This window comes from Sulfurimonas sp. (assembly GCF_029027585.1).
Classification (GTDB): domain Bacteria; phylum Campylobacterota; class Campylobacteria; order Campylobacterales; family Sulfurimonadaceae; genus Sulfurimonas.
In genome coordinates, this window is sequence record NZ_CP093397.1 from 2,120,698 (window position 1) to 2,146,576 (window position 25,879).

The following is a 25,879-nucleotide window of genomic DNA, read 5'->3' on the forward strand; positions in this document are numbered from 1 at the left end:
AGTTACAGACCATAAATAACTTCATACTCAATGAGAAGAGAAGCTATAAGATACAAGGCGAAAGTTCGCATGAGCTACTAGTAGCTTAAAGAGCTTTTAACGAAGTAGATTGTAGCTTCTCTTCTCACCCGAAGGGCAACATTTAAAAGATTTATCTTCCGCGTTAAACTTACTTTAACGATACTCGTATCGCCAAAGAAAGTTTGCCTTGAACCTAAACCTTTTAAATGTTGTTGAGAATGAAGTTATTTATGGTCTGTAACTTATCTCTATATGGTATTATACTGAAATTATATGTTAAGAATAAGGAAAATTTTATGGGTAGAGCCTTTGAGTACAGAAAAGCATCAAAATTAAAGAGATGGGGTGCAATGTCAAAGTTGTTTCCAAAGTTAGGAAAGATTATTACGATGGCGGCAAAAGAGGGTAGTAGTGACCCAGATATGAATTCAAAGCTTCGTACTGCTATTATAAATGCAAAATCAGAAAATATGCCAAAAGATAATATTGAAGCAGCGATAAAAAGAGCATCTGCAAAAGATACAGCATCTATGCTTGAAGTAAATTATGAATGTAAGGCTCCTCATGGTGTTTTGATTTTTGTAGAATCAATGACTGATAATAATACTAGAACAGTTGCTAATGTTAAAAATATCATTACAAAAAGAGGTGGAGAACTTCTTACTAATGGCTCTTTAGAATTTATGTTTGATAGAAAAGCACTAATAGAGTTTAAACTAACTGATGAAATGGACATAGAAGAACTAGAGTTAGAACTGATAGATGCTGGATTACAAGAGATAGAAGAAGAAGATGGAGTATGTTTTGTGACAGCAGATTATACAAGCTTTGGAACACTTAATTTAGCTCTTGAAGATATGAAGATAGAGATAACAAAGGCTAATTTAGAGAGAATGGCAAATGCCCCTATATCTATATCTGAGCAACAACAAGTTGAGATTGATAAAATTTTAGAAAAACTTGAAGATGACGAAGATGTTCAAAAGGTTTTTACAAATATAGAGTAATATGAAATTTATTGATAAAATATATACAAATACTTATGAGATTAAGCAATCTAAGTTTATTGCTTACCTTACTCCTTTTTATGATTTTAAAATAACACTTGAACAGTTAAAACAAGAGCATCTAAAAGCTAGACACTTTGTTGTTGGGTATAGATATTTGAATGAGTTTGAGCAAATAATAGAGTACTCCACGGATGATGGAGAACCAAAAGGAACTTCAGGTAAGCCAAGTCTTATGGTGCTACAAGGTAACTCATTAATAAATTCTGCAGTTATTGTTGTTAGGTATTTTGGTGGAACAAAGTTGGGAACAGGAGGACTTGTTCGTGCTTATAGTGAAGCTGTAAATAATGTTATAAATACAGCAACACTAAAAGAGTATAAAAAAGAGATAGAAGTAAAAATTAGCTTTTTATATTCAAATATTAGAAAAGTTGAGTATGAATGTAAAGTGTTTAATGTTTGTGTAATAGACAAAGTATTTGACTTAGAAGCGATGTACAGCATTAAAGCAAGTGAAGAAGATATGAAAGACTTTTTGCAAAAACTACAAAGAGTAGTAAAAGTTGTTAGTTGAAGTTTTAGGCTTTATCCACCAACAGCAGCACCCATTCCCCAGATTGGTAAGAAAATACCTAATGCTAAAAGAATAACCATTGCAGCAATTATAACAAGCATAATAGGCTCTATCGCATCTGAAAGACCATCTATTATCGCATCAAAACGCATTTTATAATATTCTGCAACTTTTTGAATCATAGTATCAAGAGTACCACTATCTTCGCCAGCTCTTACCATTTGTATAACCATGTTTTCAAATAATTTTGTATCTTTTAATCCGCTGTTGAGTGTTCCACCTTTCTCAACTGTTCTTCTAACAGATAGCAGTTTTTGTTTTAATGGTAAGTTGTCTATCATTCCAATTGCTGTCTCTAATGCCTCAGCTATTGGAATACCTGCACGAATAAGTTCAGAGAAAACTAAGGTAAAACGATTTAAAGTTGAGAATTTGATAATATTTTTAATAAGGTATGCTTTGAGTAAAAACTTATGCCATCCAAATCTTATATGCGTGTAATTTCTAATCATATATTTAAAAAGTGAGAAAGATAAAAATAACCCAGCAATAACATAAAGACCGTAATTATTAAATAAATGCTCTAAAGTAAGTAATATCTGAGTAGGTAGTGGAAGTTCAACCTTCAATGAATCAAAAATTGATTTAAATTTTGGAACAACAAAAGATATTAAAATTGTAAATGCTATAGCCATCGCAATCATTACATTTCTTGGGTATGCCATAGCTTTTTTAAATTTAATAAAATTAGATCTAATTTCTTCAAGCATATCAGCCAAAGCATACAATGACTCATCAAGATTACCTGTTTTTTCTCCAAGCTCAACCATAGCTATTGTAAGGTTACCTAATTCAAAACGAAAATTTTCCATTGAAGCTGATAATGAATGACCAGAGTTTATGTCATCTGCAAGCCTTCCAAAAACATGTTCTAATGCTTGATCATCTGTTGATTCGGCTATTTCACTTAAGGAATCATATATTGAAATACCAGCATTTGTCATAACGGCAAGTTGTCTAATAGATGCTATTAGTGTATCTGGTTTGATTTTTCTTTTTTTAATATTTTGAAATAAGTTTGCTTGAAACCTTTTTAGTTGTGCTTCTAGAGGCTCTTGACCTTCTACAACTTTGATGATTATTCCAGAGTATTTTAACTTTGCATAATCATTTGCTTCTTTTTTATCTTTTGCATAAAGAGGAATTTCTTCTCTTTTACCTTTTGTAAGAATCGTTGCAACATAATACTTCATACTTTTGCCACCCTTAATACTTCTTCTAAACTTGTTATACCGTCCAGAGCTTTTTGAATACCATTTTCAAATATTCCAATAAAACCATCTTCTACTGCTTGAGCAAGCATAGCATCTTTTGGAGCACCTTTAGCAATCAGAGATGACATAGCTTCTGTTATAGTTAAGACTTCACATATCATCTCTCTGCCCATATATCCAGTATCGTTACATTCTTTACATCCTGTACCTTTGTAAAAAATTGCTTTTTTTGGAATATATTGTTCAAAATCCTCTAGTGTTGATGATGGAATTTTTTCTATTACTTTACATTTGGTACAAATTTTTCTAACTAGCCTTTGTGCTTGAATAGCAACTAATGCTCCACTAATGAGATAATTTTCAATTCCCATATCAACCATACGAGGAATTGCACTAATTGAGTCATTTGTGTGAAGAGTTGAGATAACCATATGCCCTGTAAGAGCCGCTTTAATAGCTATTTCTAAAGTTTCTTGATCCCGAATTTCACCAATCATAATTTTGTCTGGATCTTGTCTTAAAATTGAACGAAGAGCAGCTGCAAAAGTAAGACCAACTTTTGGATTTACTTGAACTTGTTGAATAAGATTCATTCTATACTCAACAGGGTCTTCAACTGTAATAACTTTATCTTCTACATTTCTAAGTTCATTTAATGCACCATAAAGAGTTGTTGTTTTACCACTACCAGTAGGTCCTGTAACTAAGATAATACCAAATGGTTCTTGTAAACCTTTTAAAAGCTTGTTGTAACTTAAAGTATCCATACCAGCATCTTCTAGTTTAACAAGTGCTTTTTCTTTATCAAGTACACGCATAACGATAGACTCGCCATAAAGAATAGGAAGAGTAGATATACGAAAGTCAAACTCTCTATCTCCAACAGCAGTAGAAAAACGACCATCTTGAGGTTTCCTTTTTTCAGCAATATCAAGATTAGCTAAAAGTTTAAGTCTAGATGCTAAAGGTGGATAGATGTCTTTATCAAATATTTGTACTTCTGTAAGTTTACCATCTATTCTAGCTCGTACTACACAGTTTTTTTCTGTTGGTTCTATATGAACATCACTCGCTCTGCTTCGAATACAAGTTTTTAAAATAACATCAATTAACAATAAAATAGATGAAGCTTCTTGCTGTTCTTCTAGTGTAGTAATAGAATTTAGCTCATCTCGAATTTTTTTGATTAAATCTTTTACACTGTTTTGTAATTCAACCTTATACAAATAAGAGAGGATTTGTTTTTTTGTTGCGCAAGCAATTTTTAATATTTTTCTAGGGAAGAGTCTTTGTATAGCTTCTTCTGCCTCAATATTTAGAGGATCACAAAAAGCGACTGTTACACTCATATCATCTTGAGAAATAGGGATAAATGTGAATTTTTTTAGTTGAGCAAAAGGAATTCTACTTATTAATTGGTAATCCATGTCGATAGCATCTAAGTCTAAAAAGAATAAATCTAAACCTGCTGATAGTTTTTGTAGTACTTCTTTTTCACCGATATAATCATAGTTTTCAATAATAGATAATTCATAGATACCATTTCTTATTTGTTCAACTATGAAACGAACAAGTCTGTCCATAGTCATAAAGCCAGATAGTGTTATATCTCTTAATATTAGGTCAGAACTTAAACCTTTTGCTAAAAGTCTATTAACTTGACCTTGCATAATTGAGCCATTTGCAAGTAAATCAGTAGTTATTCTATCCATAGATTATCCTAGCTTTACCAGTAAACATGGCGTTTTATAGTTATTGTATCATAAAACTCTTCAATCACTATCTTCTTAATTCTTACATTTTTTTCTAAATACAACTTGTATGTTAGCTTTTTATCTTTTTCATCTTCAAAAAGATAAAAAGCTCTTGGTTCGTGTTTTCCAAGTTTTGCATAAAAATCAAAAATTTTTGATAGTACATAATTCGTAGTAGGTAAATCTAAAGATGATAAGTCATAATTGTCAATAAGAGCATGATATAAAAGTTTTTTTTGCATTAATATTACAGAAAAGTAAGCAGAGTTAGCACGAGATTCAGGAGAAAATTTTAAAAGTGCTATTGGTATAGCTAGTCTGTCAAGGTAGTCTGAGTTCAGACAAGAAAAAGCATATAATGATACAAATTCTTCATCTTTTTTATTTTGTTTAAAATTATCAAAACCTATATCACAAACTCTTTCATATTTTTTATTTTGGTAGAGAGTAAACATATTTTGTTTTATTGTCGCATATAAATTTATGCTTATTAATAGTACTAATAATGTTTTCATTTGAATTTTCCTGACTTAATATCTTCGAGAAGTATTTTTGCACGAGGTGATTTTGAATAATTGATATATTTTTTTAATATTTTCATAGCTTCTTTTTTTTGATTTAACTTTACAAGAGATTTTGAAAAAATTATCCAACTTGCGTCTATGTTATCGTTGATTTGGTTTGTTACAAGAGCATAGTTATATGATTTATCATATTGCTCTAATTCATAATATTTTTTAGCTACAAATAAACTAAGGGCTGGATTGTTATTTTTTTTAAATCTTTTAATAACATGCTTTATATCTTCTTGAGTATTTTGTCGTTTTATCAAAATAGTATTTATTTTTTCAATATACTCTTTTTCTTTTCTTTTTTTTCTTTTTACAACTTTCTTTCTTTCTTTTTTTTGTTTATTTAGACTAGTTAGTTTTTCATTTTCATAATGAGAAAGAGTATTATGTTTTATATTTGACATAAAATTAAGAGATGGGGAAAGAATCATTTTAGTTTTTGGAGTTTTTTCTTCTACTATTTTTGAAACTTCTTTTTTTACTATAATTTTTTCTATTACTACTTTTTTAAGCTTAGGTTCTTGTATCATTTTTTGCTCTTTATTCTCATCAGAAGTAAAAAGTATTAAAATAATAGAAGAAATAACGATAAGACTTAAAGAGATAACCCCATAAGGTAAATAAGTTTTAATCTTATACTTACGCCTTCTATTTTCTAGTTCATTGATATTAAGCATCTATAAGACCTGTGTGAATTGCGGACATTTCTATTATTTTTGTAGATGCAACATTGGTATTTATTGCTGAAGGATTGTTGTTATAATACCATGAATAAATATCAAAAAAAGTATATAAAAGTTTATTAGTATCTCTATAATTACCTTTTGTTATTTTATGGATTAAGTTTACTGGTTTTTTAGAAAACATATTGGCACTATCAAAACAGTTTGCTTTCATGAGCTTTTTTTGTATATATATTTTAAGTTCATTATTTGAAGCGTTTTCAAGCTCTACACTTTCCCATATCCTTGTTTGAAAATGCTCTTTTGCTATTAAATCTTCTTTTTCTGTTTTGTGAAGTGTTATAATAAATTTAACAGTTCTTGTATCAGACAGTAGTCTTATCTTTTCCATTTGAGTGCTAGAGTAAAGTTGAGCTTCATCTAATAAAACTAAGGGAACTTCATCATCTTCTAAGATATTTTTTTTGATTATTAACATAAATTGAGTAAAGTTTAATTCTCCCTTATATTTTACATTAAATAAATCACGAGCAAGTGATTTGAAAAATTCACTATCATCTAAAATAGGAGTTTGATATAAATAAATTTTTTGAGAAGAAGATAAATCATGATGTAGTTTTGTTAAAAACATACTTTTACCAGTTCCTGGTTTCCCATAAAGAAGTATCATTTTAAGAGGCTTTTTTACAGAGTCTTTTAGTGACTGATAGAGTGTTGAAACTCTGTCAAGCTGAACATAATCGCGAACATTTACATTGTCAATGAAAACATCCTTAGAGTTGTTGAAGATACTATCTTTCATCTTCCTCTTTCTTCTCATTAACTTCAGTGTCTGTTTTTACTTCAAGATTATCTGCTTGCTGGGAAATTGAACTTTTATTTAAGATAACAGTTTGATCAGTTATCCCTTCATATCCTAAATCTGCTAAAGATAAATCATTGTTATCTTTATCTATGATATGAGGTTCTATTATAATAACTAATTCTTGGATTTGTTTTGTCATTTCTTCATATTTAAAAAAGTAACTTAACCCTGGAATATCACCTAAGAGAGGAACTTTATTCATTTTGTTTACATTTTTAGTATTTATTAAACCACCTAAAATAATTCTCTTGCCATCTTTAACTGTGACAACTGACGAAAGTTGACGACGAATAAGGTCAGGTGGCATTTTTCTTTCAGATGCATTTTCAAGAGATATATCTGTTCTTGTTTCAGATATTGAAGGATTTATCTTTAGTGTAATTGTTCTGTCATCTGATATCTCAGGTGTAATATCTAGTAATACTCCAGCAAATACTGACTGAATAGTATCATTTTGTGTTGTAGCAGCTACTCCACCACCTGTTCCTTGTTGGTTTGTTTCTGATTTTATTTTGTAAAAGTACTCAGTTCCTGCTGTTATAAGTGCAGGTTGGTTGTTTAGAGTTAAAACTTTTGGGTTTGATATAGAAACAACATCCCCTTGAGTTTGTAAAAACTTAATAACTTGATTTAGAGTTCCTCCAGCTTTTATGGTTACAAGACTTGCACCATTTACAGCTTGTGAACCTGCTGTAGTGATTTTTCCATCTGTCCAAGTTGGAACATTTTCCTTTGCTACATAATCAGCTTTTATCTCTATATTTTGCAAAGCATATAACTGTTGCCAATCAATACCAGTAGTCTTTCCTTCTTCCATAGTAACGGAGAGAAGTTGCACATCTATTAAAACTTGAAGTTGTACTTTTTCTTGAAGTCTTTTTAGATATTTTTCTAATCTTGTCATTTGTCTTATAGTTGCACTTATCGTTATTAGACCAGCATTTTTATTTATGATAGGGGCATCTGCTTTGTATACATCGTGAGGTCTATTTATTACTGATTGAAGCTCTTTATCTAAATCTTCCCAAAACTTTACTTCATCAGTGCTTTCTATTTTTATACCAGACTCTGCACTTGAAGCACCAGCTCCTCCTGCATTAGCCCCACCAGTTGTTCCACCAGTTGCTCCCCCTGTAGCAGAACCGACACCAGAAGATGTTAATGTTACATTTGTACTTCCTGTGCCTTTTCTCTGAGATAGTATATAGTCAATGCCAAATGTTTTAGTTTTTAAATAAGATATTTTTAAAATATTATTTTCAAGTATATAGTAAAGGTTATTTTCATTTAATATAATATTTAAAACTTCATCTATTGTTAGATTCTTAAGATGAGTTTTATTTAGTCTTGATTCTAGGAATTTTTCAGCATGTGGGTCAGTTACAATTATGCTAAATTCACATTCATCACTAAGCTGTTCTACAAAATCTATGATTTTTGTATTTTTTGTAGAGCTTATAGTAAACAGTTCATATGAACAATCCGCATAACTACTACTTGATAAAAGAAGTGTTATCAGTGACCCGTAAACTATTTTTCTTAAATATTGCATTTCTATTATCCTATTTATTTAAATTTTAAATTTTGTTTTTTATCTCGTGTTGAGAGAGTTACTTTACTCTCTCCTCTAGATAAGATTATTGTTGTTCTCTTTACACTTGATAGCTTATAGCCATAAAGTGAATCATTTAAATTGTACCATTCTCCGTTTATGAGGGCTGATTTATTTATAACAGCACTAAGAACTAGATTTTTTGGTAGTTTTTGCATGGTGTGAAGTGATTTTGTTGAAGTAGTAGATACTTTAGATGGTTTTTTATAAGTAGAACTCTTTTTCTTTGTATATCTTCTTTTAGCTTTTTTACCATTAGAGTATATGAAAGGACTATGTATTTCAGTTAAAGCTTTAGTCTCCATCCCTTTTCTTGGAGGTTTTATAGCTTCTACTTGCGTATCAACCCATGAAAGCTCGTTTGAACTTAATGTAGCAGATATAAATAGAGTAATTAATAATAAAGTGAATTTTTTCATTAGTATGTAATCCCCCAAACTGAGATAAATAACTCTGTACTAAGAGTTTTTTTCGCTTTTATATCTAAGGCATGAATATCAACAACTAAATCACTTTGTTCAAGAGAGTTTATAAATCTAAGAGTATTTTTATAATTACCTGTTGTGTTTAGTGTAATATCTAATATATGACCAAAAGAATTATTATTTTTAGCATATTCATTAGTGAAATCTATGATTTTAATATTGTATTTCTTTGCATTTGTTGAGATTGAATGTAAATATTCTCCCCAAGCCCTTTCATCATAAATTAACGATGAGATAGTTTCGATTTTACTTTTAATATAGGCATTATTTGCTTTATTTAGAACAAGTTTTGCATTTAAATTTTTTATATCTCTGTCTAGTAGAACTATCTTTACTTTAGGATTTTGTTGAAGAAATATTTTATCTACATTTATTTTTGAACTTATAGAAGTTATTTGTGTGTTTTTTTTCTCAAAACCACTTTGTGAACTTTCCCAAAAAAGTAGATATGAAAATGCAAAAATAAGAGCAAAAATCATAATATATGTCATATATATATCTTTTTGATTTTTACCTTTAAAAGAAGCATCTATGCGTTGTAGGTAATCTTCAATATTTATTTTCATAATATATTCACCTTTAATTCACTAAAGTATTTTTTTGATTTATCTTTAAGCTCTATGTGTTTGAGTGAAAAGTCAAATTTACCTTCATATGTTTTAGTTAAGTACTCAAGCATCTTTGTTATCGACTTATCTTGTTTTGATATTAAGTTGAGAGTAAATGTTTTTAGTTTTTCATCTTCTTTATATGATAAAGAATCAAGACCAATATTGAACTTATTTAAATCTTTTGTTAAGTTGGCTAGTAGTTTAGCTTTCATCGGATAGTTTACTTTTACATCATGAATTTTTATCAGCGTTGATTTTTTTTCTGCGTACTCTTTTTTCTCATGGGCTAAGAGTGTTTGAACTTTTGTTTTAACAGCTTTTTTATTTCTAATGGTTGCTTGTCTTGTGGTTTTTTGAGCATGAAGTTCTTTATACTCAGCATCTAAAAGATCATACTGGAGTGTTTGTGCATAAGTAAGTACCCAGTAAGTTACAGGATACATAAAGGCTAAAGTAAGCGAAGCAGCAATAAGCAATATGATTTTACCACTTTCTCTATGAATGAATTTTGGAGGACGATGGTAGGTTGTAAAATTACAACTATACTTTTCTTCTAAGGGAAGGGTTGTATAAACATGCATTAAAGCATGAAGTTGGTCTATATATATCCCATCACTTTCAAAGCCATAGTCAAATTCGAAGTTGCTTGATTTTATTCCAAGTTCAACTTCACTCATCTCATCTAGTTTAGTGAGTGTTTGAATTTGTGAACCAATAAATACACGCTCTATTTTTTCTAATTCATAAGCTCTTTTTACATAAGTTAAAATATCGTTAATATTGGCAAAAATTTCTTTATAGAGTTTTATGAAATATTCTTTATAGTCACTATCTGTATCTTTTAAGCTTTGAGTGCTTAAAAAACTTATAAAATCCACAAACTCTATTCTTTCGCCATATAGTTCACAAAATCTTTCATGCATCTGTAAAAATGAGTAGTTAATAGATTTAGTATAAAGAAACTCTTTTTCATTGTAAACAGTGATAAAGGCATCGTTTTCTTGGAAATATATATAACAGTGAACACCACTAGTTTCAATTATTTCTTTTGAATATAGTGTTTTAAGGAGTAGAGGAGAAGGTATGATAGCATCTATATATTTTATCTTCTCAATGGTAGGGACAAATGTTTCTTCAAGAGTTAATGGGTCTATGATAAAAACATGAAAATTTCTGTTATCTTCATCAAGAGAATTGAAGGTTTCTATAAATTGTATTTGATAAGTTACAGCTTGGTCTAGTGCTAATTCATCATATATTTTATTGCTTATCGCATCGTGTAAATCTTCTTCGGGTATATTTTTAGAGATAGAAATTTGTGAATTTATAAAGTCTTTAGTATTTAAGTAAGATATTGCATATTGTTCTTTTGAAAACTGAGCAGTTTCAGTATTTGAAAGAAAACTAGAGATACCACTAAGGTAGGAACCCTTGTATGGATTTACAGAGATAACACTTGAAAAAGAATGTTCAGTTTTTTTACTCATTTGCCATAACCCTAATTTGAAATAAACTGTTGATATAAAAGCAAAAGTCATTCCTTATTATCAACTATCTTGATTTTAGCGGAATGTAGCTTAAAGATTTTTTGATATCACACAAGTTTAGTAATATGTTGTTGTTTATCTATAAAATAGCATGTTTTAAGTACTTTAGATTGTTTATTTTTCTGTGATTATTTTTATTTTTTTGTTGTTTTTGTCCACTTTTACTATTAAAATTTTATCACCAATGAACTTAAAAGTATCAGATTTATAGTATTCCTTGAAAGTTATCTGATAAATATCGTCAGAATTTGGATAAGGAATTACATTTATATTGTTAAATATAATTGTTTTTTTTTCTAGTTTTTTAAAGATTCTTGTTTTGTATTTTTTAAACCTTTGTATTGTCATTCCATCATTTCTTACAAATTTGTTAGAATAAAAACTTAGATAAGCATCTATATCATCATATAACCAAGCATATCTCCATACAAATAATTCTGAAAGTATAGAACTTAAAATCTCTTTTGAAATATTTTGTTTAATTTTATTTGCATCTATAATTAGTATAGTATTTTGTATATCAATCCTGTTGCTTAAGCATTCTATATTTTGATTGTCAATGGCTATACAACCTTTTGTAAATTCATCTCTAGTTTGCTCTGTTGGAAGTCCATGAATCCAGATTCCATGTCCATTTTTTCCTCTAAAAGTATCATAAGTATTTGGATAAGAAGTTACAAAAGCTAAGGGTCCATAAAATGAATCAAGTTTATTTTCACGAGTGAGTTTTTTGAGTATTTTATAGATTCCTATTGGAGTTATAAGGTCGCCTTCTTTTATTTTATCGCCTTTTATTTTTCCTGTGAAAGCATTATATGTTTTTATAAAACTGTAAGTATTATTTGTATCTTTTATATATAAATTTAGTGTAGAGGCGTCTTTATTGCAGGTTAAGACTTTTGGACTTGATTCTAAATAGCCAAAAGTAGTGTCAATAGTTTTAAGATATTCACTCCAGTACTCATTTTTAGTTAGTTCTAAATCCATCTGTTTTTCTACGCTGTTAATACCATTAATTCTATAGTTTGTTAAAATATTATTTGCATATAAACTTAGGCTTATTAAAATAAAGAATATTATCTTCATGATTTGTATCCTATCTCCTCTAAAAATGCTTTATCTTTAGTCCAGCCTTTTTTTACGCTGACCTGTAGATTTAAGTAGGCTTTTTTCCCACTTAATCTTTCTATCTTCTCTCTTGCAGATTTACCAATTCTTTTGATTGATTCTCCACCTTTACCTATAATGATCCCTTTTTGGGACTCTTTTTCAATGATGATTGTAGCATAAATCTTGTCGATGCCTTTTTCTTCGTCGATTGAGTCGATGATAACATCTGATTCATAAGGAATCTCATCACTTACATTTTCAAAGATTCCTTCTCTAACAAAACCAGCATAAATATCACGAACAAGCTCACTTGTTAAATCCTCAGGGTCGTAAAGAAAAGGTGAATCAGGAAGATATTTAGATATTACTTTTAACAAATCTTCATGTCCAACTTTTTTAGGAATTGCAACTGGTATAAGAGCTTCGAAATTATGTGCAAACTGATTGTAAGAGGCAATTCTTTTAAAAAGTTTTTCTTGTGAAACTTGGTCAATTTTACTTATAACAATTATGTGTTTCACTCTATCATTATTTAGTTTTAAAAATTTTTCATAATGCTCAACTGAGTCAGTAACAGGAGCCAAATAAACGATTAAATCACAATCGCCCATAGCTTTTAGTGCTTCATCTAGCATAAATTGATTTAAAACTTTTTCTCTCTCGTGAAGTCCAGGGGTATCCACAAAAATGATTTGAGTATCTTTATGCATAACAATAGCGTTTGAGCGTTTTCTTGTTGCATTTGCCTTTTGGCTAACCATAGCGATATTTTCACCTAAAAGTGAGTTCATAAGTGTGCTTTTTCCAGCATTTGGACGACCAATAAGAGATACGAAACCAGCTTTTGTCATAGGATTACCTTTATTTTATAAAATGTAGCGAGAGAGGTCATCATCATCAACAACCATGTCTAGTTTATCATGTACTAATTTAGCGTCTATAATAAACTCTTCACCATTATGTTCATCTGCATCAAAACTTATATCTTCTAAAATCTTTTCTAAGACAGTATGCAATCTTCTTGCTCCTATGTCTTCTGTGATTTCATTTGCTTTGTGAGCCAAGTGGGCGATTGCTCTAATCGCTTCATCTTCAAATATTAGTTTTAAACCCTCAACACTCAACAGAGCTTCATATTGTTTTAACAAAGAGTTCTGAGTTTGAGTAAGAATTTTATATAGTGTTTCTTCTGTTAATGATTCAAGCTCAACCCTTAGTGGAAATCTACCTTGAAGCTCAGGGATTAGGTCACTTGGTTTGGTTAGATGAAAAGCTCCAGCAGCTATAAAAAGAATATGGTCAGTATTTATAACTCCATATTTTGTAGTAACACTACTGCCTTCAACTATTGGAAGTAAATCTCTTTGAACGCCTTCTTTGCTCGGGTCATTTCTTCCTTGAGATTTTGCACTAATAGCAATTTTATCTATCTCATCTAAAAATATTATACCACCGTCTTGGGCTCTTTTAAGAGCCTCTGTATTGATATTTGTCATATCTAAAAGTTTACTGCTTGCTTCATGTTTTAGTATAGATTTAGCATCTTTTACTGTAACTTCTTTTTTGTTATCTTCTTTGTTCATGGTGTCAAATATTTTAGAAAAACTTTCTTGAACTTTTGCCATCTCTGGAGGTAAATTTGTATCGTTAAACTCTACATGAACCTTGTCAAATTCAAGTTCTATGATTTTATCGTCCATCTCTGCGTTAATTACTCTTTTTTCCATTACAAGTAAGAGTCGTTGGTAGTCATCCTGTTTACTTTCACTTGCACTATCTGGAAGGGGAGGAATAAGTTTTTCAACTATTTTATTAATAACATAGTTTTCCATTTTCTCTTTGTTTTCTTCTTCTTTTTCAGCTTTAACGATAGATATAGAGTTAACAACTAAATCTCTAATCATAGACTCAACATCACGACCAACAAAACCAACTTCTGTATATTTAGATGCTTCAACTTTAATAAAAGGAACTTTCATCATTTTGGCAAGTCTTCTTGAAATTTCTGTTTTACCAACACCAGTTGAGCCAATCATTAAAATATTTTTAGGCATGATTTCATCTTGAAGTTCAGGACTTAGTTTCATGCGTCTATATCTTGTTCTAAGTGCTAAAGCAATAGTTTTTTTAGCATCTCTTTGAGAGATGACATAATTATCTAAATATTTAACTATCTCTTTTGGAGTAAGGTTCATTACTTGCCTTTTTCTAGTATAAGTGTTTTGATATTGTGATTTGTATAGATGCAGAGGTCTGCGGCTATGCTTAAACTCTCTCTTACTAACTCTTCATCATCAAGTGCAGAGTGTTTTTTCAAGGCTCTTGCAGCTGAAATAGCATAGTTCCCACCACTTCCAATAGATGCAATTTCTCCATCTTCAGGCTCAACAACATCACCATTTCCTGTGAGTATAAAAATATGTTTATTGTTTAAGACAATCATCATAGCTTCAAGTCTGCGAAGAACTTTATCTTTTCTCCATGCTTTTGAAAACTCTATGACAGATTTTAAAAGGTCACCTTTTTTATCTTCTAAAAACTCTTCAAACATATCAAAAAGATTAAAAGCATCTGCGGTACTACCTGCAAAACCTGCTAAAATTTTGCCATGACCAAGAGTTCTGATTTTTGTAGCATTACCTTTAAGAACAGAATCCCCAAAAGTAACTTGTCCATCTCCACCTATTACAGCTTTGTTTTTGCCCTTATAGGCAAGTATAGTAGTAGCATCAAACATAGTATATTATTCTCCTTGAACATCCACATGAAGTACCGCGTGAAGACCGTGACCTAGTTTAAAATCTAAATCATGTTCACCGATAGTTTTGATAGCATGTTTTTCATTTATATGTTTTTTATCTATCTCAATACCATGTTGTTCTTTAAGGGCATTAGCTATTTCATCTTTTGTTACAGAACCAAAAAGGTGACCATTTTGACCTAGCTTTTTAGTTATGATTATTTCTGCTTTATCTAAATCTTTTGCAATTTCTTTAAGAATATTTACTTCTTTTTCAAGATTTTGAGCTACTATTATCTCATCTTGTGCATGTTGAGAAAGTATCTCAGCAGTTGCATGTCTTGCAAAACCTTTTCCAATTAAAAAGTTTTTTCCATAACCATCTTTAACTTCCTTAACCTCGCCTTTTTTTCCTAAACTTTTTACATCTTTAATCAATAATACTTTCATTTTATAGTCCTTAAATTTTATTTATCTATTTATCTTGCCACTATAAGAAACTATGCCATGAGTTAAGTTTCCTATTTTTGTATAGCCCATATCTGGTAAGATTCTTGCAACATGAGCAGAACGACTTCCAACATGACAGTAGAGTATAATGTTTTCATTTTTATCAAGTTTGGCTTCTTCTATCGCTTGGTAAAAACTACTTGTTGGAACTAACTTATCAGCACCATTTATATGCCCCATCTGCCACTCCATATCTTCACGAACATCTACAAGTTTAAAAGTAACCATATCAAGTTCTCTAGCTTCTAAAAGAGCCAAAAGTTCATCACTATCAAGTTCATTTTGATTTACTAAAAGCTCACATTCTTCTTTTGTAAGACCTCTTGAGTGAGTATGTACAACTTCTTCTGCTTGCATCTCTAATCGTTTGTTTGCTGCAAACTCAGGAGTACAAAATATCCCACAATGGCATGAACCAGTTTGAGGAATCTCTTTTGTTTTGGCTGGTTCACAAGGGCAAGTCCTAGCATCTACACTTTTATGAACTCCATCAACTTCCTCAACCATAAAACATGGACAGAATCTTTCGTTATACATCATCTTGTTTCTTGCAAGACCCATCTGAACACCCTCATTAACCGTGAGTTCTGGGTTGTATTCTAAACCTAGATTTTTTACAACATCATCAGTAAATGCAATTGTTTTTTTCATCTCATTTATAAACTCAGGAGAGTTCATATCGATTTTTTTTATAGCCATTATTTGCCTTTTCTCGCTTTACCTTCGATTATAAAACGCAGAGCATTTAGTTTTATGAAACCTTCAGCATCCTTTTGGTTATAGACTTCATCTTCTTCAAATGTTGAATATTCTTCATTAAAAAGTGATACATCAGAAGTTCTTCCAACAACAATTATGCTTCCTTTGTAAAGTTTAAGACGAACTTCTCCTTGAACATATTTTTGAGTATTGTCAATTGCAGCTTGAAGCATTTCGCGTTCTGGTGCAAACCAAAATCCATTGTATATAAGTTTTGCGTAACGAGGCATCATCTCATCTTTTAGATGTGCTGCTTCACGGTCGAGAGTTATAGACTCTATGGCACGATGAGCTTTTAGCATAATTGTTCCACCTGGAGTTTCATAACAGCCACGAGCTTTCATACCTACAAAACGATTTTCAACTATATCAACACGACCGATGCCATGTTCTCCGCCAATTTCATTTAAAGTTTTAAGCATTGTTGCTGGGCTCAACTTTTTTCCATTAAGTGCAACTGGATCACCATTTTTATACTCAAGTGTAATATACTCAGCTTCATCTGGAGCATTTTGGGGTGAGTTAGACCACAACCACATAGATTCTTCGGGCTCTGCTGATGGGTCTTCTAGTATTCCACCTTCATAAGAGATGTGCAGTAGATTTGCATCCATAGAGTAAGGAGATTTTTTACCTTTTTTCTCAATAGAGATTCCATGTTCTTCAGCATAAGATAGAAGTTTTTCACGAGAGTTTAAGTCCCACTCTCTCCATGGAGCGATGATAGTTAGAGTAGAATCTTGTGCTAAATAACCCATCTCAAATCTAACTTGATCATTTCCTTTTCCAGTCGCACCATGACTAACGCCATCTGCCCCTGTAAGCTTTGCGATTTCAGATTGTCTTTTTGCGATAAGTGGACGAGCGATAGAAGTACCTAAAAGATATTCTCCTTCATAGATAGCATTTGCTCTAAACATAGGATACACAAAATCTTTTACAAACTCTTCTTTTAAATCATCAATAAAAATATTTTCAGGTTTTATACCAAGTTCAAGAGCTTTGATTCTTGCTGGTTCAAGTTCTTCACCTTGACCTAAGTCTGCTGTAAAAGTTACAACTTCACATTTGTATTCATCTTGTAACCATTTTAAGATAACACTAGTATCAAGTCCGCCAGAATAAGCAAGAACTACTTTTTTAACTTCTTTTTTCATATGAAAAACCCTTTATGAGTAAAATAATAGTCGCGATTATATCTAAATATTTGTGAGTTTTTGCTTAGAGGAGTATAGAAAATAAATTCAAAAGGGTATTTTGATTACCCTTTTGAATCAAATAAAATTCCAGTTACTTCTTGCATTTTTGGAAGAAAGTCTTGAGCTTGCTCTGCTGGGAATCTTCTAATCATTTTACTTGTTGCTGCTTCAATAACAGATACAAAAAATATATCTTGTGAATCAACACCAAATTTTAAATTTGTATTCATTGGAGCCATTGCGTCATTTAGTTGATTTACTAAATCTTGAACTTGTTCTTTTGAATTAATTTCAGTACTTGTAGCTGAAACTTCTTTTTGCAACTCTTTTACTACATTTTCTTGTTTTGGTTCTTCAACCTGTTGTTGAACTGCTTGAGTTGCTCTTCCTTGAGCTTCTGTATTTACTTGTGACTGTTGTTGCCTTGCAACATTTGCTATGCCATCCATGACTTACTCCTTGTCTAAAGAATACTAATACACACCATATCGACTAATAAAAAAATAACTTTAATTAAAATGTTAAATTTTATGATAATCTTTCATTTATGAACGAATATATAAAATTATTGCAATCACATCAGACATTAAGAAGATTATCAATTATACAGTTAATTGCATATTTTGGTGCATGGTTTAGCAATGTGGCAATTTATACATTATTGCTAGAGATGGGTGTAGATGCTAGGGTTATAGCCTTTACAGCAATGCTTCATTTTTTAGCAGGAGTTGTTCAAGCACCTTTTTCTGGAGTAATTATTGATAGTGTTAAACCAAAAAAATTAATGCTTTTTTTAATTTGTATAGAAATATTTGCAACACTGTTTTTGATTTTAGTAAACTCTTTGCAAGATTTATGGCTTTTATATACTCTCATTTTTGTAAAAATGGCAGCAGCTTCTTTTTACTTTACAACAGAGATGTCACTGCTTCCTAAAATTTTAGATGGAGATAAATTACAAAAGGCAAATGAACTTCACTCCATTATCTGGTCATTTTCTTATACTTTAGGAATGGCATTAAGTGGATTTGTTGTTTATCTTTTTGGTGTAAAGGTTGCTTTTATCCTAGATGCTTGTATGTTTGTTATTGGATTTTTTCTTCTTTATAATTTAGAAATCAAAGTAGAAATCATAAAAAGTGGTGAAAATTTACTGCAAATGATGAAGGGAACTTTTAGCTACTTAAAGCAAACTCCACAAGCCTTGCATCTAATGCTTATACATGCTTTTGTTGGTTTAACTGCTTTTGATGCCTTGGTAGCTTTGATGGTAGATAAATATTATGCATCTGTGATAGCAACCTCTTTAGCTTTGGGACTAATGCACACTTCTCGCGCGATAGGCTTGGTAATAGGACCTATAATAATTAGTAAGTGGGTTAATAATAAAAGAATAGTGTATATTTTTGTAATGCAAGGTATTTGTGTTTGGTTTTGGGCTTTTATGATGCATAATTTTTACCTTTCTTTACTAGCTAGCGTTTTTGTTGGTTTTTTTACAACTACGCTGTGGTCATATACTTATACACTACTTCAAAAAAATATAGAAGAAAAATATTATGGACGAATTGTGGCATATAATGATATGCTCTTTTTAAGTGCTGCTGCTTTTACATCTTTTATGATAGGTTTTTTAGCTACTAATGATTTTTCTCTAGAATTAATTACGATACTTATCGGTATTGGTTTTATGTTGGGTGGCTTATACTTTTCATGGATATTAAAAAGCCAAAATATTAAGGATATTTCACAATGAGTTTTGCAGTTTTAGGTGGTTTGCTTTTAAATATTGGTGCATATTTTACATATAAAGGTAAAATTTATCAAGCAGTAATTGTTTATCTGTTCGCTGATGTATGTTGGATAATAATGGCTTATGAAAAAGATGATTATGTCGGTAGTATTTTTATAATCATTGGAACAGCGCTAGGTTTTTTAGCCTACTTAAAAATGAGAAGTGGCGAAATGAATAAAACTTTAAATAAGAAAGAACATGATTTATAAATATCAAAATGAAGAAATAGATTTAAGTAAAGTAAAAAGGCTATATCCTGCTGCACTTATAGAACTCGATGGCGAAATGGCTGAAATGAGTTTAGAATGGATGGAAATGAATGAAGGTAAAGTAAACTTAATAGAGTATATTCTGGTTTTTGATTTTACTCCTCCAAAAGAAGAAGTAAAAGATAAAAAAGTTTTACATTTTGATATAAAAGAAAAGCTAATGAAAGAGATGCAAGAAGTTGCTAAACTCTTTGCTTAGTATAGTGTGAGATATTAGTGAGTAAAAGGTCCACATACTAAAGCTCTTTTAACTCCAGGTGTTAAGTTATCTAAGCCTTCTATTACTTTTTCTCTTCTAATTAAAACATCTACAATTTGAGAAGAATATTTTATGGCACTCTCTCTCATCATTCCAAGCATAGGCCAGCCCCATAATGCTGAAACTGTAACTTCATCTTGAACGAAATGAGGCTCGGTTAAAAATGTGCATGAAAGAACGGATTCCACAGCACTTCTGTTTGTTTCACTTCCTCCAACAAGGTCAATCACAACTGAACCTTTAGGAATAATTTGTTTGAGATGATCGTTACTTACAAGATAAGTTATACCTCTTATTTCTCGTGGTAGTTCTGCACCGTTTACAACTAAGTCAACACCTCTAAGAAAGAAGTCTATCTTCTCTTTAGCTGTTTGTGTTCGACCTAATACATTGATGTTTTTAAAGCCTTGGTTGTAGATTTCATGCATAGCCCCTCGTGCTACATTTCCATAACCAAGAACTACAACTTTTGCTTCTCGAATATCTAAATCAGGTTTATTCTCTTTAAGTAGTTTGATTCCATACCTTGCACCAGCTTGTCCTGTTTCATGAAGACATTGGATTCTTCTTAGTCCAAATTCAAAAGGTGTGTGAGAATCTCTATACTCACTAATGGCTGTTTTACCATTTGTTAATTCAAATTCATGGAGGTCAAAAACATGAGAACCGACACCATTTAATTTTGCAATAATCTTATTCTTATCATTAAAACTTTCACTATCATAAAAGTAAAGAGTGCCAGTTCCTTTATCTTTTAATTCTTCAAATTTTACATCAGTATGAAGCATATTTAGTGAAGATGGATTACGGTTTCCTGCCCGTCTAACAGCACCTGCTAACCTTTCATTGCGACCAATTACAAATATTTTTAAATCACTAATGCTTTTATCTTCAATGAAATTCTTTAATGCTTCAGCCATTGCGGCTCTTGCCAAGATTTGTTCATCTGTTTGAATTTTTGGAGATTCTACAATTTCTTCCATAGCTATAACATTTATATTTGAGTCTTCAAGCATTTTTGCACGATCAGGAAAAGAGTGAAAATGTGCCATACAAAAGAGAGTACAACCTTTTTTCATCTGTGATATTGAGTCTAAAGAAGGACCTTTAAACTTAATAATCATATCTTTATTTACATATATCTCATGTGCATTTTGCATCAAAGCACCATTTTCTAAATACTCAGCATCCTCAAAACCAACGCCTAAACCAGCACCATATTCTACAAATACTTTAATGCCAGCATCTGTGAGCTGTCCAACATCTTTTGGTGTTAAAGCAACTCTTTTTTCTAAGCCAGCTGGGTTTTCAGGAGATTCAATTTCTTTTACTAAAGCAATATTTTTAAATTTTATTGATAATTTTTTCACTATAATCCTTGGTATATAACTACTGTGTAATTGTATCAAAACTAAGCTTATTAAATATCCTTTAGATACTATACGAAATAATAAATTTCAAAGGTATCACAATTTTTACTAGACTTATTTCAAATGATACAAAAAGAGTTTTTTCGATAGCTCTTCCTGCTGCACTAAAGCATCTCGTAGATATACTTCAAATCATTATAGATATGCTTATGGTAGGTATGATAAGCGTATCGGCTTTAGCTGCTGTTGGTATGAGTATGCAATTTATGATGGTCATAAATGTTTTAATGACTCTATATGTTGTTGGTGGGAATGCTCTTATATCTAGGTTTATAGGGCAGGGTAGAAAAAAACGAGCGTCTGCTCTTCTATATTCACTTGGCATCTTTGCTATATTTCTTTCTATATTTGTAACTATTGGTGGATACTTTGCGAGTGAACAGATATATGTTTTGATGGGGGCGGAAGCAGAGGTTGTAAAGCAAGGTTCAATGTATTTTAAAATACTCTCACTTGGTATTGTCGTTATATTTATAGATAATCTTCTTTACAATGCTCTCTCTGCCGCTGGGGATACAAAAAGTTCCCTCTATATAAAACTTATTTCAGCATCTATAAATGCCTTTTTAAACTATGTTTTGATTTTTGGTCATTTTGGTTTTGAGGCTTATGGCATAGAGGGGGCTGCCTATGCTACTGTAATTGCTTATTGTTTTAATGTGATTGCTTATCTAATCTTATTAAAAAAACCAAAAGCAAAGTTAAACTTAATCCCAATTATTCGTATAAAAGATATGAAACGAGTTTGGAATGTTGGTTGGAGTGCAGCACTAGATAGGGGAATATCTAGTATGTCCTTTTTAGTTTTTATCTCAATTATCACAGCTTATGGAACAGCAGGACTTGCTGGTTATCAAGTAGGACTTCGTATAGAGGGTATAGCTTTTATGCCCGGTTTTGGTTTTGCGATAGCTGCTATGGCTTTAGTGGGACAAAATCTTGGAGCAAACAATAAAGAATTAGCTTATAAAATGGGAATAATTAGCGGAAGAATTGCTTATATATTTATGGGAAGCGTTGGTGTTGTATTAATCCTGTTTCCTGAGGTTTTAGTTAGTTTTTTCACAAGAGATTTAGCTACTATAAAAGTGGCATCAAACTATCTTGTTTTAGTTGGACTTGCTCAAATTCCTTTAGCCATCGTATTTGTTTATTCGGGAGCATTAAGAGGAGCAGGTGCGACAAAAACTACATTAAAAGTAAATGTTTTATCTTTATGGTTTTTAAGAGTTATACCTTCTTATATTGCTTATAAAATGGGATATGGGCTTGTTGTTATATTTGTGATTATGAATATTGAAACATTGATTAAAGGGATAGTCTATTGGTATATCTATCACAAAAAAGAGTGGTTAAATACAAAAGTTTAAAACTTTAATGTTATAATATATAAAAATTAACAAGTAAAAAGAGTAATATTTGAAAAATCCAGAGAGTACAAAACAAAAAACACTTATCTTAGCGGCTATTGTTTTAATGTTTTCTTGGGGTGTTGGTTATATATTTTTAAACTATCAGTTTCAAAACTCTACAAGTAAAGAACTTCAAAAAATAGTAGATTCAACACAGAAACTATTCACTTTAAAAGTTACTCAAGAAAATAAAAATTTAATAAATATTATAGATGAGTTATTATCTCTTGATGGCTTAACTCAAGCAGTATCTCAAAACAATTATAAAAAAATATCTTTTATTATTACACCTCATTATAAGCATATAACAAATATAAATGCTGATGTAAATATTCTTACCTTTCGCTCCAAAGATGGAGTGATACTTTTTAGGGCTCATAGACCAGACTTTTACGGAGATTTTTTAAATGAAAATAGAAGACTGATAGTAGATACAAATATAAAAGAAAAATCTTTTAGTGGCTTTGAAGTTACTAAGTTAGACTTGATGTATCGAAGCACACAAGCAATTTTTTATAAAAATAAATTTGTAGGTAGTGTTGAGATAGGAGTAGATCCTAATAAGTTTATTCAAGATTTAAGCTTAGTTTTTGATTTTGAAATAGGACTAGCAATAAATAAAACATTTGCTGATTCTATGTTAGATAAAAATAGCATCTATATAAATGAAAAATATATTTTAATTAAAGGCAGTGAACATCTGCAAAAACAATTAAAAGAAAAAAAACAAAATTCTCATTTTAAACTTAAAACGAATGTGTTATTAAAAAATCATCTCTCTACTGAAGTGGGTGTTTTACTTCTTGGGTTTGATATATCATCAATAGAACAAGCCAACAAAGAGTTTATGAATAAGTTGCTTTATCTTGGTCTTAGCGTAGCGTTAGTATTGATAATTGTACTTTATCAAGGATTTGAGGCGATACTTAAATATTATAAAAAAGAGTCCAATACTGATAGGTTAACAAAACTAAAAAATAGACAAGCACTTAATTCAAAGTTATTTGAAGATAAAAAATATGTTTTAATTTTAAGTAATATAAAAGAGTTTAGTCTTTTAAATGAACTATATGGTGTAGATATTGGAAATGAAGTCTTACAAAAAGTAGCTCAATCCTTTGAAAAATTTGCAACAAAATATAAACTTTCAGCATATAGAATTTCATCAGATGAGTATGTTCTTTTAAAAGAAGAAGAAAGTTTTGAAGCAGAAGAATATGATGATATTTTACAAGAACTACATGAAAAGATAAATTCCTTGGATATTAATATACAGAGTATTGGTGAAACCATAAGTGTAGAGATATACTCAGGAATTGCTTTTGGAGAAGCACACTCTCTCCTAGATGCACAGATGGCACTAAAAAAAGCAAAAGAAAAATCACTTCCATATCTTGCTTATTCTCAAAATGTAGATACAAAAGAGCATAATAAAAATGTCCTAAGCATGAAAAGACTTATAAGAGATGCCATACTTTTAAAAGAGATTATCCCATTTTTTCAACCTATAACCGATAGAAATGGAAAAATTATTAAGTATGAAGCCTTAGTAAGAATAGTAAATTTAGTAAATGGCAAAAAAAATATAATATTTCCAGATGACTTTTTACCAATAGCTATGAAAAGTGGACTTTATATGAGTGTTGCCAAAGAGATGCTTACTCGAGCTTTGACCTTTTTTGCTTTAAGAGATGAAAAAATTTCAGTTAATTTTTTGCCAAATGATTTTTTTAATGCATCCATAATGGATACATTTTTAGAACTCTTAGAAAAATTTGACTCACCACAGCAAGTTGTAGTTGAGATAACAGAACAAGAAGGTGTAGAAGATTTTGACAGGCTTTTAAGAGTAGTTCAAAAACTAAGAAAAATAGGTGTATTAATAGCAATAGATGATTTTGGAAGTGGATATGCTAACTATGCACATATTTTAAAAATAAAACCAGATTACTTAAAGATTGATGGTTCTATAGTTAGAAATATCTTAGAAGATGAAGAGTCTAAAATTTTGGTTAAAAGTATTATAAATTTTACAAAAGATTTAGGTATAAAAACTATCGCTGAGTACATTGAAAATGAAGAAATATTTGAACTTCTTAAAGAATATGGAGTAGATGAATTTCAAGGTTACTACTTTGGTCGTCCACAAGATTTAATCAATAGCTGATGAATGAAATTTTTTTAAATCTTATTCAAAAGAATGAAGAGCATATAGAGCATAAAAAATTTCAAATAATTTTAGATAAAAAACTCCGAGATCAACTCTTTTCTTTTGCCACAACTATATCAGCAGATGAAGATAAAATAAAAGATCTTATGAGATTTGGTGTAAGAAAGGCACTTAGACTTAAACACAATGATATTATCATTATAAAAAAAGAGCAAATATTTATAAAAATATTTAATAAATCAAAGATAAAAAAAGTTCCAAAAGAAGAGGAAAATACTATTGCAAATAGGTTTAATGGCATCGAAGAAGATGAATTAGATGATTTTTATGATGAGTATTTTTCAAAAGAAGAGAGTAGAGAATTTTTTCAGATTATTGTTAAAGAATTTGTTGAGAGGTATTTTATAGAAGAAAAAATTGATAATAATATATATGAAAATAATGTATTTCCTCTTCTTCAAAATATAATAATAGAGCAACTAATCTTTGAGTTTGATGATAGTGATGAATTTTTTAAAGGTTTTTCAGGTTATATATTTAGAATACATTTTACTGAAGTATTTGAGTATATAGCAGATTTTATATTGAATGAAATTGCTTTTTCAAGTGACTACATGATAGATTTTTTAAAATATTATTCTTTAGATATCGTTATTGTAAATGGAGAAAAATATAGAGTTCCATCTCTTGAAACTAAAGATGGTTTGAAATGGAATGTTATCTCAATGTTATCAATAGCAAAGATATACACAAGAACAAAAAAATTATTAAAAAAATTAGATAAAGAGATACATTTGCTTGATGATAAAATTGTAGATTTATTTATTAATGAAATTTCGCCAGTGGAATACAACAATCAATACTTGAAAGAAAAACAAAAACTTGATGAAGATTTAAGTATAGAGAGAAGACGATTAGATGAGAGTTTAGATATGCTTCAAATAGTAAAAGAAGAAAATGACAAAGTAAGTTTAACAAAAGATATAAAGAAAATAAAAAAAGATTTCCATATAGTAAGACGAAGTTTAGAACTGCTTGGGCAAAAAGAAGTAAACAGAAGTGATTTAGATAAGTATGTTAGATATGAAAGAGAATTAGACTATATGTTAAGAGAACAAAAAGCTGAAGAAAAAATTTTATCTCAAAATGAAACTTCTTTTTTATTGATTAAAAAATCGATAGTTAAAGCTTTAATATCAAAAAAACAAAGAGTGTAGA

At 30.2% G+C, this 25,879-nt stretch carries 26 protein-coding genes; 8 read left to right on the forward strand and 18 right to left on the reverse strand.

Annotated elements, in window-relative coordinates:
• Positions 1-317 precede the first annotated feature (317 nt).
• On the forward strand, positions 318-1,028 hold the full coding sequence (locus tag MOV50_RS11030) for a YebC/PmpR family DNA-binding transcriptional regulator (protein WP_321777958.1): 711 nt from the start codon (positions 318-320) through the stop codon (positions 1,026-1,028).
• Position 1,029: 1 nt separating this feature from the next.
• A complete protein-coding gene (locus MOV50_RS11035; RefSeq protein ID WP_321777959.1) occupies positions 1,030-1,605 on the forward strand; it encodes a YigZ family protein in 576 nt (191 codons plus the stop codon).
• A gap of 11 nt (positions 1,606-1,616) precedes the next feature.
• Here MOV50_RS11035 and MOV50_RS11040 read toward each other — a convergent pair whose 3' ends face one another.
• The 17 genes from MOV50_RS11040 to MOV50_RS11120 form a co-directional block, all read right to left on the reverse strand.
• Positions 1,617-2,858, reverse strand: coding sequence for a type II secretion system F family protein (locus tag MOV50_RS11040; protein ID WP_321777960.1), 1,242 nt, complete (start codon positions 2,856-2,858; stop codon positions 1,617-1,619).
• Positions 2,855-4,591, reverse strand: a complete 1,737-nt coding sequence (locus MOV50_RS11045) for a GspE/PulE family protein (protein WP_321777961.1) — start codon at positions 4,589-4,591, stop codon at positions 2,855-2,857. The genes MOV50_RS11040 and MOV50_RS11045 overlap by 4 nt, the downstream gene beginning before the upstream one ends.
• 14 nt (positions 4,592-4,605) lie before the next feature.
• Complete coding sequence (locus MOV50_RS11050) at positions 4,606-5,148, reverse strand: hypothetical protein (protein ID WP_321777962.1); 543 nt, start codon at positions 5,146-5,148, stop codon at positions 4,606-4,608.
• Positions 5,145-5,882, reverse strand: coding sequence for a hypothetical protein (locus tag MOV50_RS11055; protein ID WP_321777963.1), 738 nt, complete (start codon positions 5,880-5,882; stop codon positions 5,145-5,147). Before MOV50_RS11055 ends, MOV50_RS11050 begins: the two co-directional genes overlap by 4 nt.
• Positions 5,875-6,690: an ATP-binding protein gene (locus tag MOV50_RS11060; protein WP_321777964.1), complete on the reverse strand. Its 816-nt coding sequence runs from the start codon at positions 6,688-6,690 to the stop codon at positions 5,875-5,877. Before MOV50_RS11060 ends, MOV50_RS11055 begins: the two co-directional genes overlap by 8 nt.
• Entirely contained in the window at positions 6,680-8,305 is a 1,626-nt protein-coding gene (gene mshL / locus MOV50_RS11065) for a pilus (MSHA type) biogenesis protein MshL (RefSeq protein ID WP_321777965.1), read from the reverse strand. The genes MOV50_RS11060 and mshL overlap by 11 nt, the downstream gene beginning before the upstream one ends.
• A 14-nt stretch (positions 8,306-8,319) precedes the next feature.
• Complete coding sequence (locus tag MOV50_RS11070; RefSeq protein WP_321777966.1) at positions 8,320-8,784, reverse strand: hypothetical protein; 465 nt, start codon at positions 8,782-8,784, stop codon at positions 8,320-8,322.
• Entirely contained in the window at positions 8,784-9,416 is a 633-nt protein-coding gene (locus MOV50_RS11075; RefSeq protein ID WP_321777967.1) for a hypothetical protein, read from the reverse strand. Before MOV50_RS11075 ends, MOV50_RS11070 begins: the two co-directional genes overlap by 1 nt.
• Positions 9,413-10,948, reverse strand: a complete 1,536-nt coding sequence (locus tag MOV50_RS11080; protein WP_321777968.1) for a hypothetical protein — start codon at positions 10,946-10,948, stop codon at positions 9,413-9,415. Before MOV50_RS11080 ends, MOV50_RS11075 begins: the two co-directional genes overlap by 4 nt.
• 174 nt (positions 10,949-11,122) lie before the next feature.
• The gene (locus tag MOV50_RS11085; protein ID WP_321777969.1) at positions 11,123-12,094 is read right to left on the reverse strand and encodes a L,D-transpeptidase family protein; all 972 of its coding nucleotides are present in this window, start codon (positions 12,092-12,094) and stop codon (positions 11,123-11,125) included.
• Positions 12,091-12,969: a GTPase Era gene (era, locus tag MOV50_RS11090; protein WP_321777970.1), complete on the reverse strand. Its 879-nt coding sequence runs from the start codon at positions 12,967-12,969 to the stop codon at positions 12,091-12,093. The genes MOV50_RS11085 and era overlap by 4 nt, the downstream gene beginning before the upstream one ends.
• Positions 12,970-12,984: 15 nt before the next feature.
• A complete protein-coding gene (gene hslU / locus MOV50_RS11095; RefSeq protein WP_321777971.1) occupies positions 12,985-14,313 on the reverse strand; it encodes an HslU--HslV peptidase ATPase subunit in 1,329 nt (442 codons plus the stop codon).
• On the reverse strand, positions 14,313-14,855 hold the full coding sequence (gene hslV, locus MOV50_RS11100; RefSeq protein WP_321777972.1) for an ATP-dependent protease subunit HslV: 543 nt from the start codon (positions 14,853-14,855) through the stop codon (positions 14,313-14,315). The genes hslU and hslV overlap by 1 nt, the downstream gene beginning before the upstream one ends.
• Before the next feature lie 6 nt (positions 14,856-14,861).
• Positions 14,862-15,308, reverse strand: coding sequence for a 50S ribosomal protein L9 (rplI, locus tag MOV50_RS11105; protein ID WP_321777973.1), 447 nt, complete (start codon positions 15,306-15,308; stop codon positions 14,862-14,864).
• A 21-nt stretch (positions 15,309-15,329) separates the two neighbouring features.
• On the reverse strand, positions 15,330-16,067 hold the full coding sequence (locus tag MOV50_RS11110) for a ferredoxin-thioredoxin reductase catalytic domain-containing protein (RefSeq protein ID WP_321777974.1): 738 nt from the start codon (positions 16,065-16,067) through the stop codon (positions 15,330-15,332).
• Complete coding sequence (locus MOV50_RS11115) at positions 16,067-17,284, reverse strand: argininosuccinate synthase (protein ID WP_321777975.1); 1,218 nt, start codon at positions 17,282-17,284, stop codon at positions 16,067-16,069. The genes MOV50_RS11110 and MOV50_RS11115 overlap by 1 nt, the downstream gene beginning before the upstream one ends.
• A gap of 104 nt (positions 17,285-17,388) precedes the next feature.
• Positions 17,389-17,775, reverse strand: a complete 387-nt coding sequence (locus MOV50_RS11120; RefSeq protein ID WP_321777976.1) for a flagellar protein FlaG — start codon at positions 17,773-17,775, stop codon at positions 17,389-17,391.
• 98 nt (positions 17,776-17,873) lie between these two features.
• Between MOV50_RS11120 and MOV50_RS11125 the strand changes: the two genes are divergently transcribed.
• Genes MOV50_RS11125 through MOV50_RS11135 form a run of 3 tightly spaced genes read left to right on the forward strand, consistent with a single transcriptional unit; the run spans position 17,874 to position 19,589 of the window.
• Positions 17,874-19,082 carry an MFS transporter gene (locus MOV50_RS11125; RefSeq protein ID WP_321777977.1) on the forward strand — a complete coding sequence of 403 codons (1,209 nt, stop codon included), beginning with the start codon at positions 17,874-17,876 and terminating at the stop codon, positions 19,080-19,082.
• The gene (locus MOV50_RS11130) at positions 19,079-19,330 is read left to right on the forward strand and encodes a hypothetical protein (RefSeq protein ID WP_321777978.1); all 252 of its coding nucleotides are present in this window, start codon (positions 19,079-19,081) and stop codon (positions 19,328-19,330) included. The genes MOV50_RS11125 and MOV50_RS11130 overlap by 4 nt, the downstream gene beginning before the upstream one ends.
• A complete protein-coding gene (locus MOV50_RS11135; protein ID WP_321777979.1) occupies positions 19,320-19,589 on the forward strand; it encodes a hypothetical protein in 270 nt (89 codons plus the stop codon). Before MOV50_RS11130 ends, MOV50_RS11135 begins: the two co-directional genes overlap by 11 nt.
• 14 nt (positions 19,590-19,603) lie before the next feature.
• Here MOV50_RS11135 and MOV50_RS11140 read toward each other — a convergent pair whose 3' ends face one another.
• Positions 19,604-21,019, reverse strand: a complete 1,416-nt coding sequence (locus MOV50_RS11140) for a hypothetical protein (protein ID WP_321777980.1) — start codon at positions 21,017-21,019, stop codon at positions 19,604-19,606.
• Positions 21,020-21,165: 146 nt separating this feature from the next.
• On the opposite strand from MOV50_RS11140, the gene MOV50_RS11145 reads away from it, so the two are divergent.
• The 3 genes from MOV50_RS11145 to MOV50_RS11155 are packed head-to-tail and all read left to right on the forward strand — an operon-like array spanning position 21,166 to position 25,878.
• Positions 21,166-22,449 (forward strand): MATE family efflux transporter, encoded by a 1,284-nt coding sequence (locus MOV50_RS11145; RefSeq protein WP_321779668.1) that lies wholly within the window; start codon positions 21,166-21,168, stop codon positions 22,447-22,449.
• Between the two features lie 49 nt (positions 22,450-22,498).
• Positions 22,499-24,658 (forward strand): EAL domain-containing protein, encoded by a 2,160-nt coding sequence (locus tag MOV50_RS11150; RefSeq protein ID WP_321777981.1) that lies wholly within the window; start codon positions 22,499-22,501, stop codon positions 24,656-24,658.
• Positions 24,658-25,878 carry a hypothetical protein gene (locus MOV50_RS11155; RefSeq protein ID WP_321777982.1) on the forward strand — a complete coding sequence of 407 codons (1,221 nt, stop codon included), beginning with the start codon at positions 24,658-24,660 and terminating at the stop codon, positions 25,876-25,878. Before MOV50_RS11150 ends, MOV50_RS11155 begins: the two co-directional genes overlap by 1 nt.
• The last annotated feature ends 1 nt before the right edge of the window (position 25,879 follow it).

Coding starts and splice junctions, on each gene's coding strand:
- MOV50_RS11030 (WP_321777958.1), top strand. CDS start 318: ATGGGTAGAGCCTTTGAGTACAGAAAAGCATCAAAATTAAAGAGATGG.
- MOV50_RS11035 (WP_321777959.1), top strand. CDS start 1,030: ATGAAATTTATTGATAAAATATATACAAATACTTATGAGATTAAGCAA.
- MOV50_RS11040 (WP_321777960.1), bottom strand. CDS start 2,858: ATGAAGTATTATGTTGCAACGATTCTTACAAAAGGTAAAAGAGAAGAA.
- MOV50_RS11045 (WP_321777961.1), bottom strand. CDS start 4,591: ATGGATAGAATAACTACTGATTTACTTGCAAATGGCTCAATTATGCAA.
- MOV50_RS11050 (WP_321777962.1), bottom strand. CDS start 5,148: ATGAAAACATTATTAGTACTATTAATAAGCATAAATTTATATGCGACA.
- MOV50_RS11055 (WP_321777963.1), bottom strand. CDS start 5,882: ATGCTTAATATCAATGAACTAGAAAATAGAAGGCGTAAGTATAAGATT.
- MOV50_RS11060 (WP_321777964.1), bottom strand. CDS start 6,690: ATGAAAGATAGTATCTTCAACAACTCTAAGGATGTTTTCATTGACAAT.
- mshL (WP_321777965.1), bottom strand. CDS start 8,305: ATGCAATATTTAAGAAAAATAGTTTACGGGTCACTGATAACACTTCTT.
- MOV50_RS11070 (WP_321777966.1), bottom strand. CDS start 8,784: ATGAAAAAATTCACTTTATTATTAATTACTCTATTTATATCTGCTACA.
- MOV50_RS11075 (WP_321777967.1), bottom strand. CDS start 9,416: ATGAAAATAAATATTGAAGATTACCTACAACGCATAGATGCTTCTTTT.
- MOV50_RS11080 (WP_321777968.1), bottom strand. CDS start 10,948: ATGAGTAAAAAAACTGAACATTCTTTTTCAAGTGTTATCTCTGTAAAT.
- MOV50_RS11085 (WP_321777969.1), bottom strand. CDS start 12,094: ATGAAGATAATATTCTTTATTTTAATAAGCCTAAGTTTATATGCAAAT.
- era (WP_321777970.1), bottom strand. CDS start 12,969: ATGACAAAAGCTGGTTTCGTATCTCTTATTGGTCGTCCAAATGCTGGA.
- hslU (WP_321777971.1), bottom strand. CDS start 14,313: ATGAACCTTACTCCAAAAGAGATAGTTAAATATTTAGATAATTATGTC.
- hslV (WP_321777972.1), bottom strand. CDS start 14,855: ATGTTTGATGCTACTACTATACTTGCCTATAAGGGCAAAAACAAAGCT.
- rplI (WP_321777973.1), bottom strand. CDS start 15,308: ATGAAAGTATTATTGATTAAAGATGTAAAAAGTTTAGGAAAAAAAGGC.
- MOV50_RS11110 (WP_321777974.1), bottom strand. CDS start 16,067: ATGGCTATAAAAAAAATCGATATGAACTCTCCTGAGTTTATAAATGAG.
- MOV50_RS11115 (WP_321777975.1), bottom strand. CDS start 17,284: ATGAAAAAAGAAGTTAAAAAAGTAGTTCTTGCTTATTCTGGCGGACTT.
- MOV50_RS11120 (WP_321777976.1), bottom strand. CDS start 17,775: ATGGATGGCATAGCAAATGTTGCAAGGCAACAACAGTCACAAGTAAAT.
- MOV50_RS11125 (WP_321777977.1), top strand. CDS start 17,874: ATGAACGAATATATAAAATTATTGCAATCACATCAGACATTAAGAAGA.
- MOV50_RS11130 (WP_321777978.1), top strand. CDS start 19,079: ATGAGTTTTGCAGTTTTAGGTGGTTTGCTTTTAAATATTGGTGCATAT.
- MOV50_RS11135 (WP_321777979.1), top strand. CDS start 19,320: ATGATTTATAAATATCAAAATGAAGAAATAGATTTAAGTAAAGTAAAA.
- MOV50_RS11155 (WP_321777982.1), top strand. CDS start 24,658: ATGAATGAAATTTTTTTAAATCTTATTCAAAAGAATGAAGAGCATATA.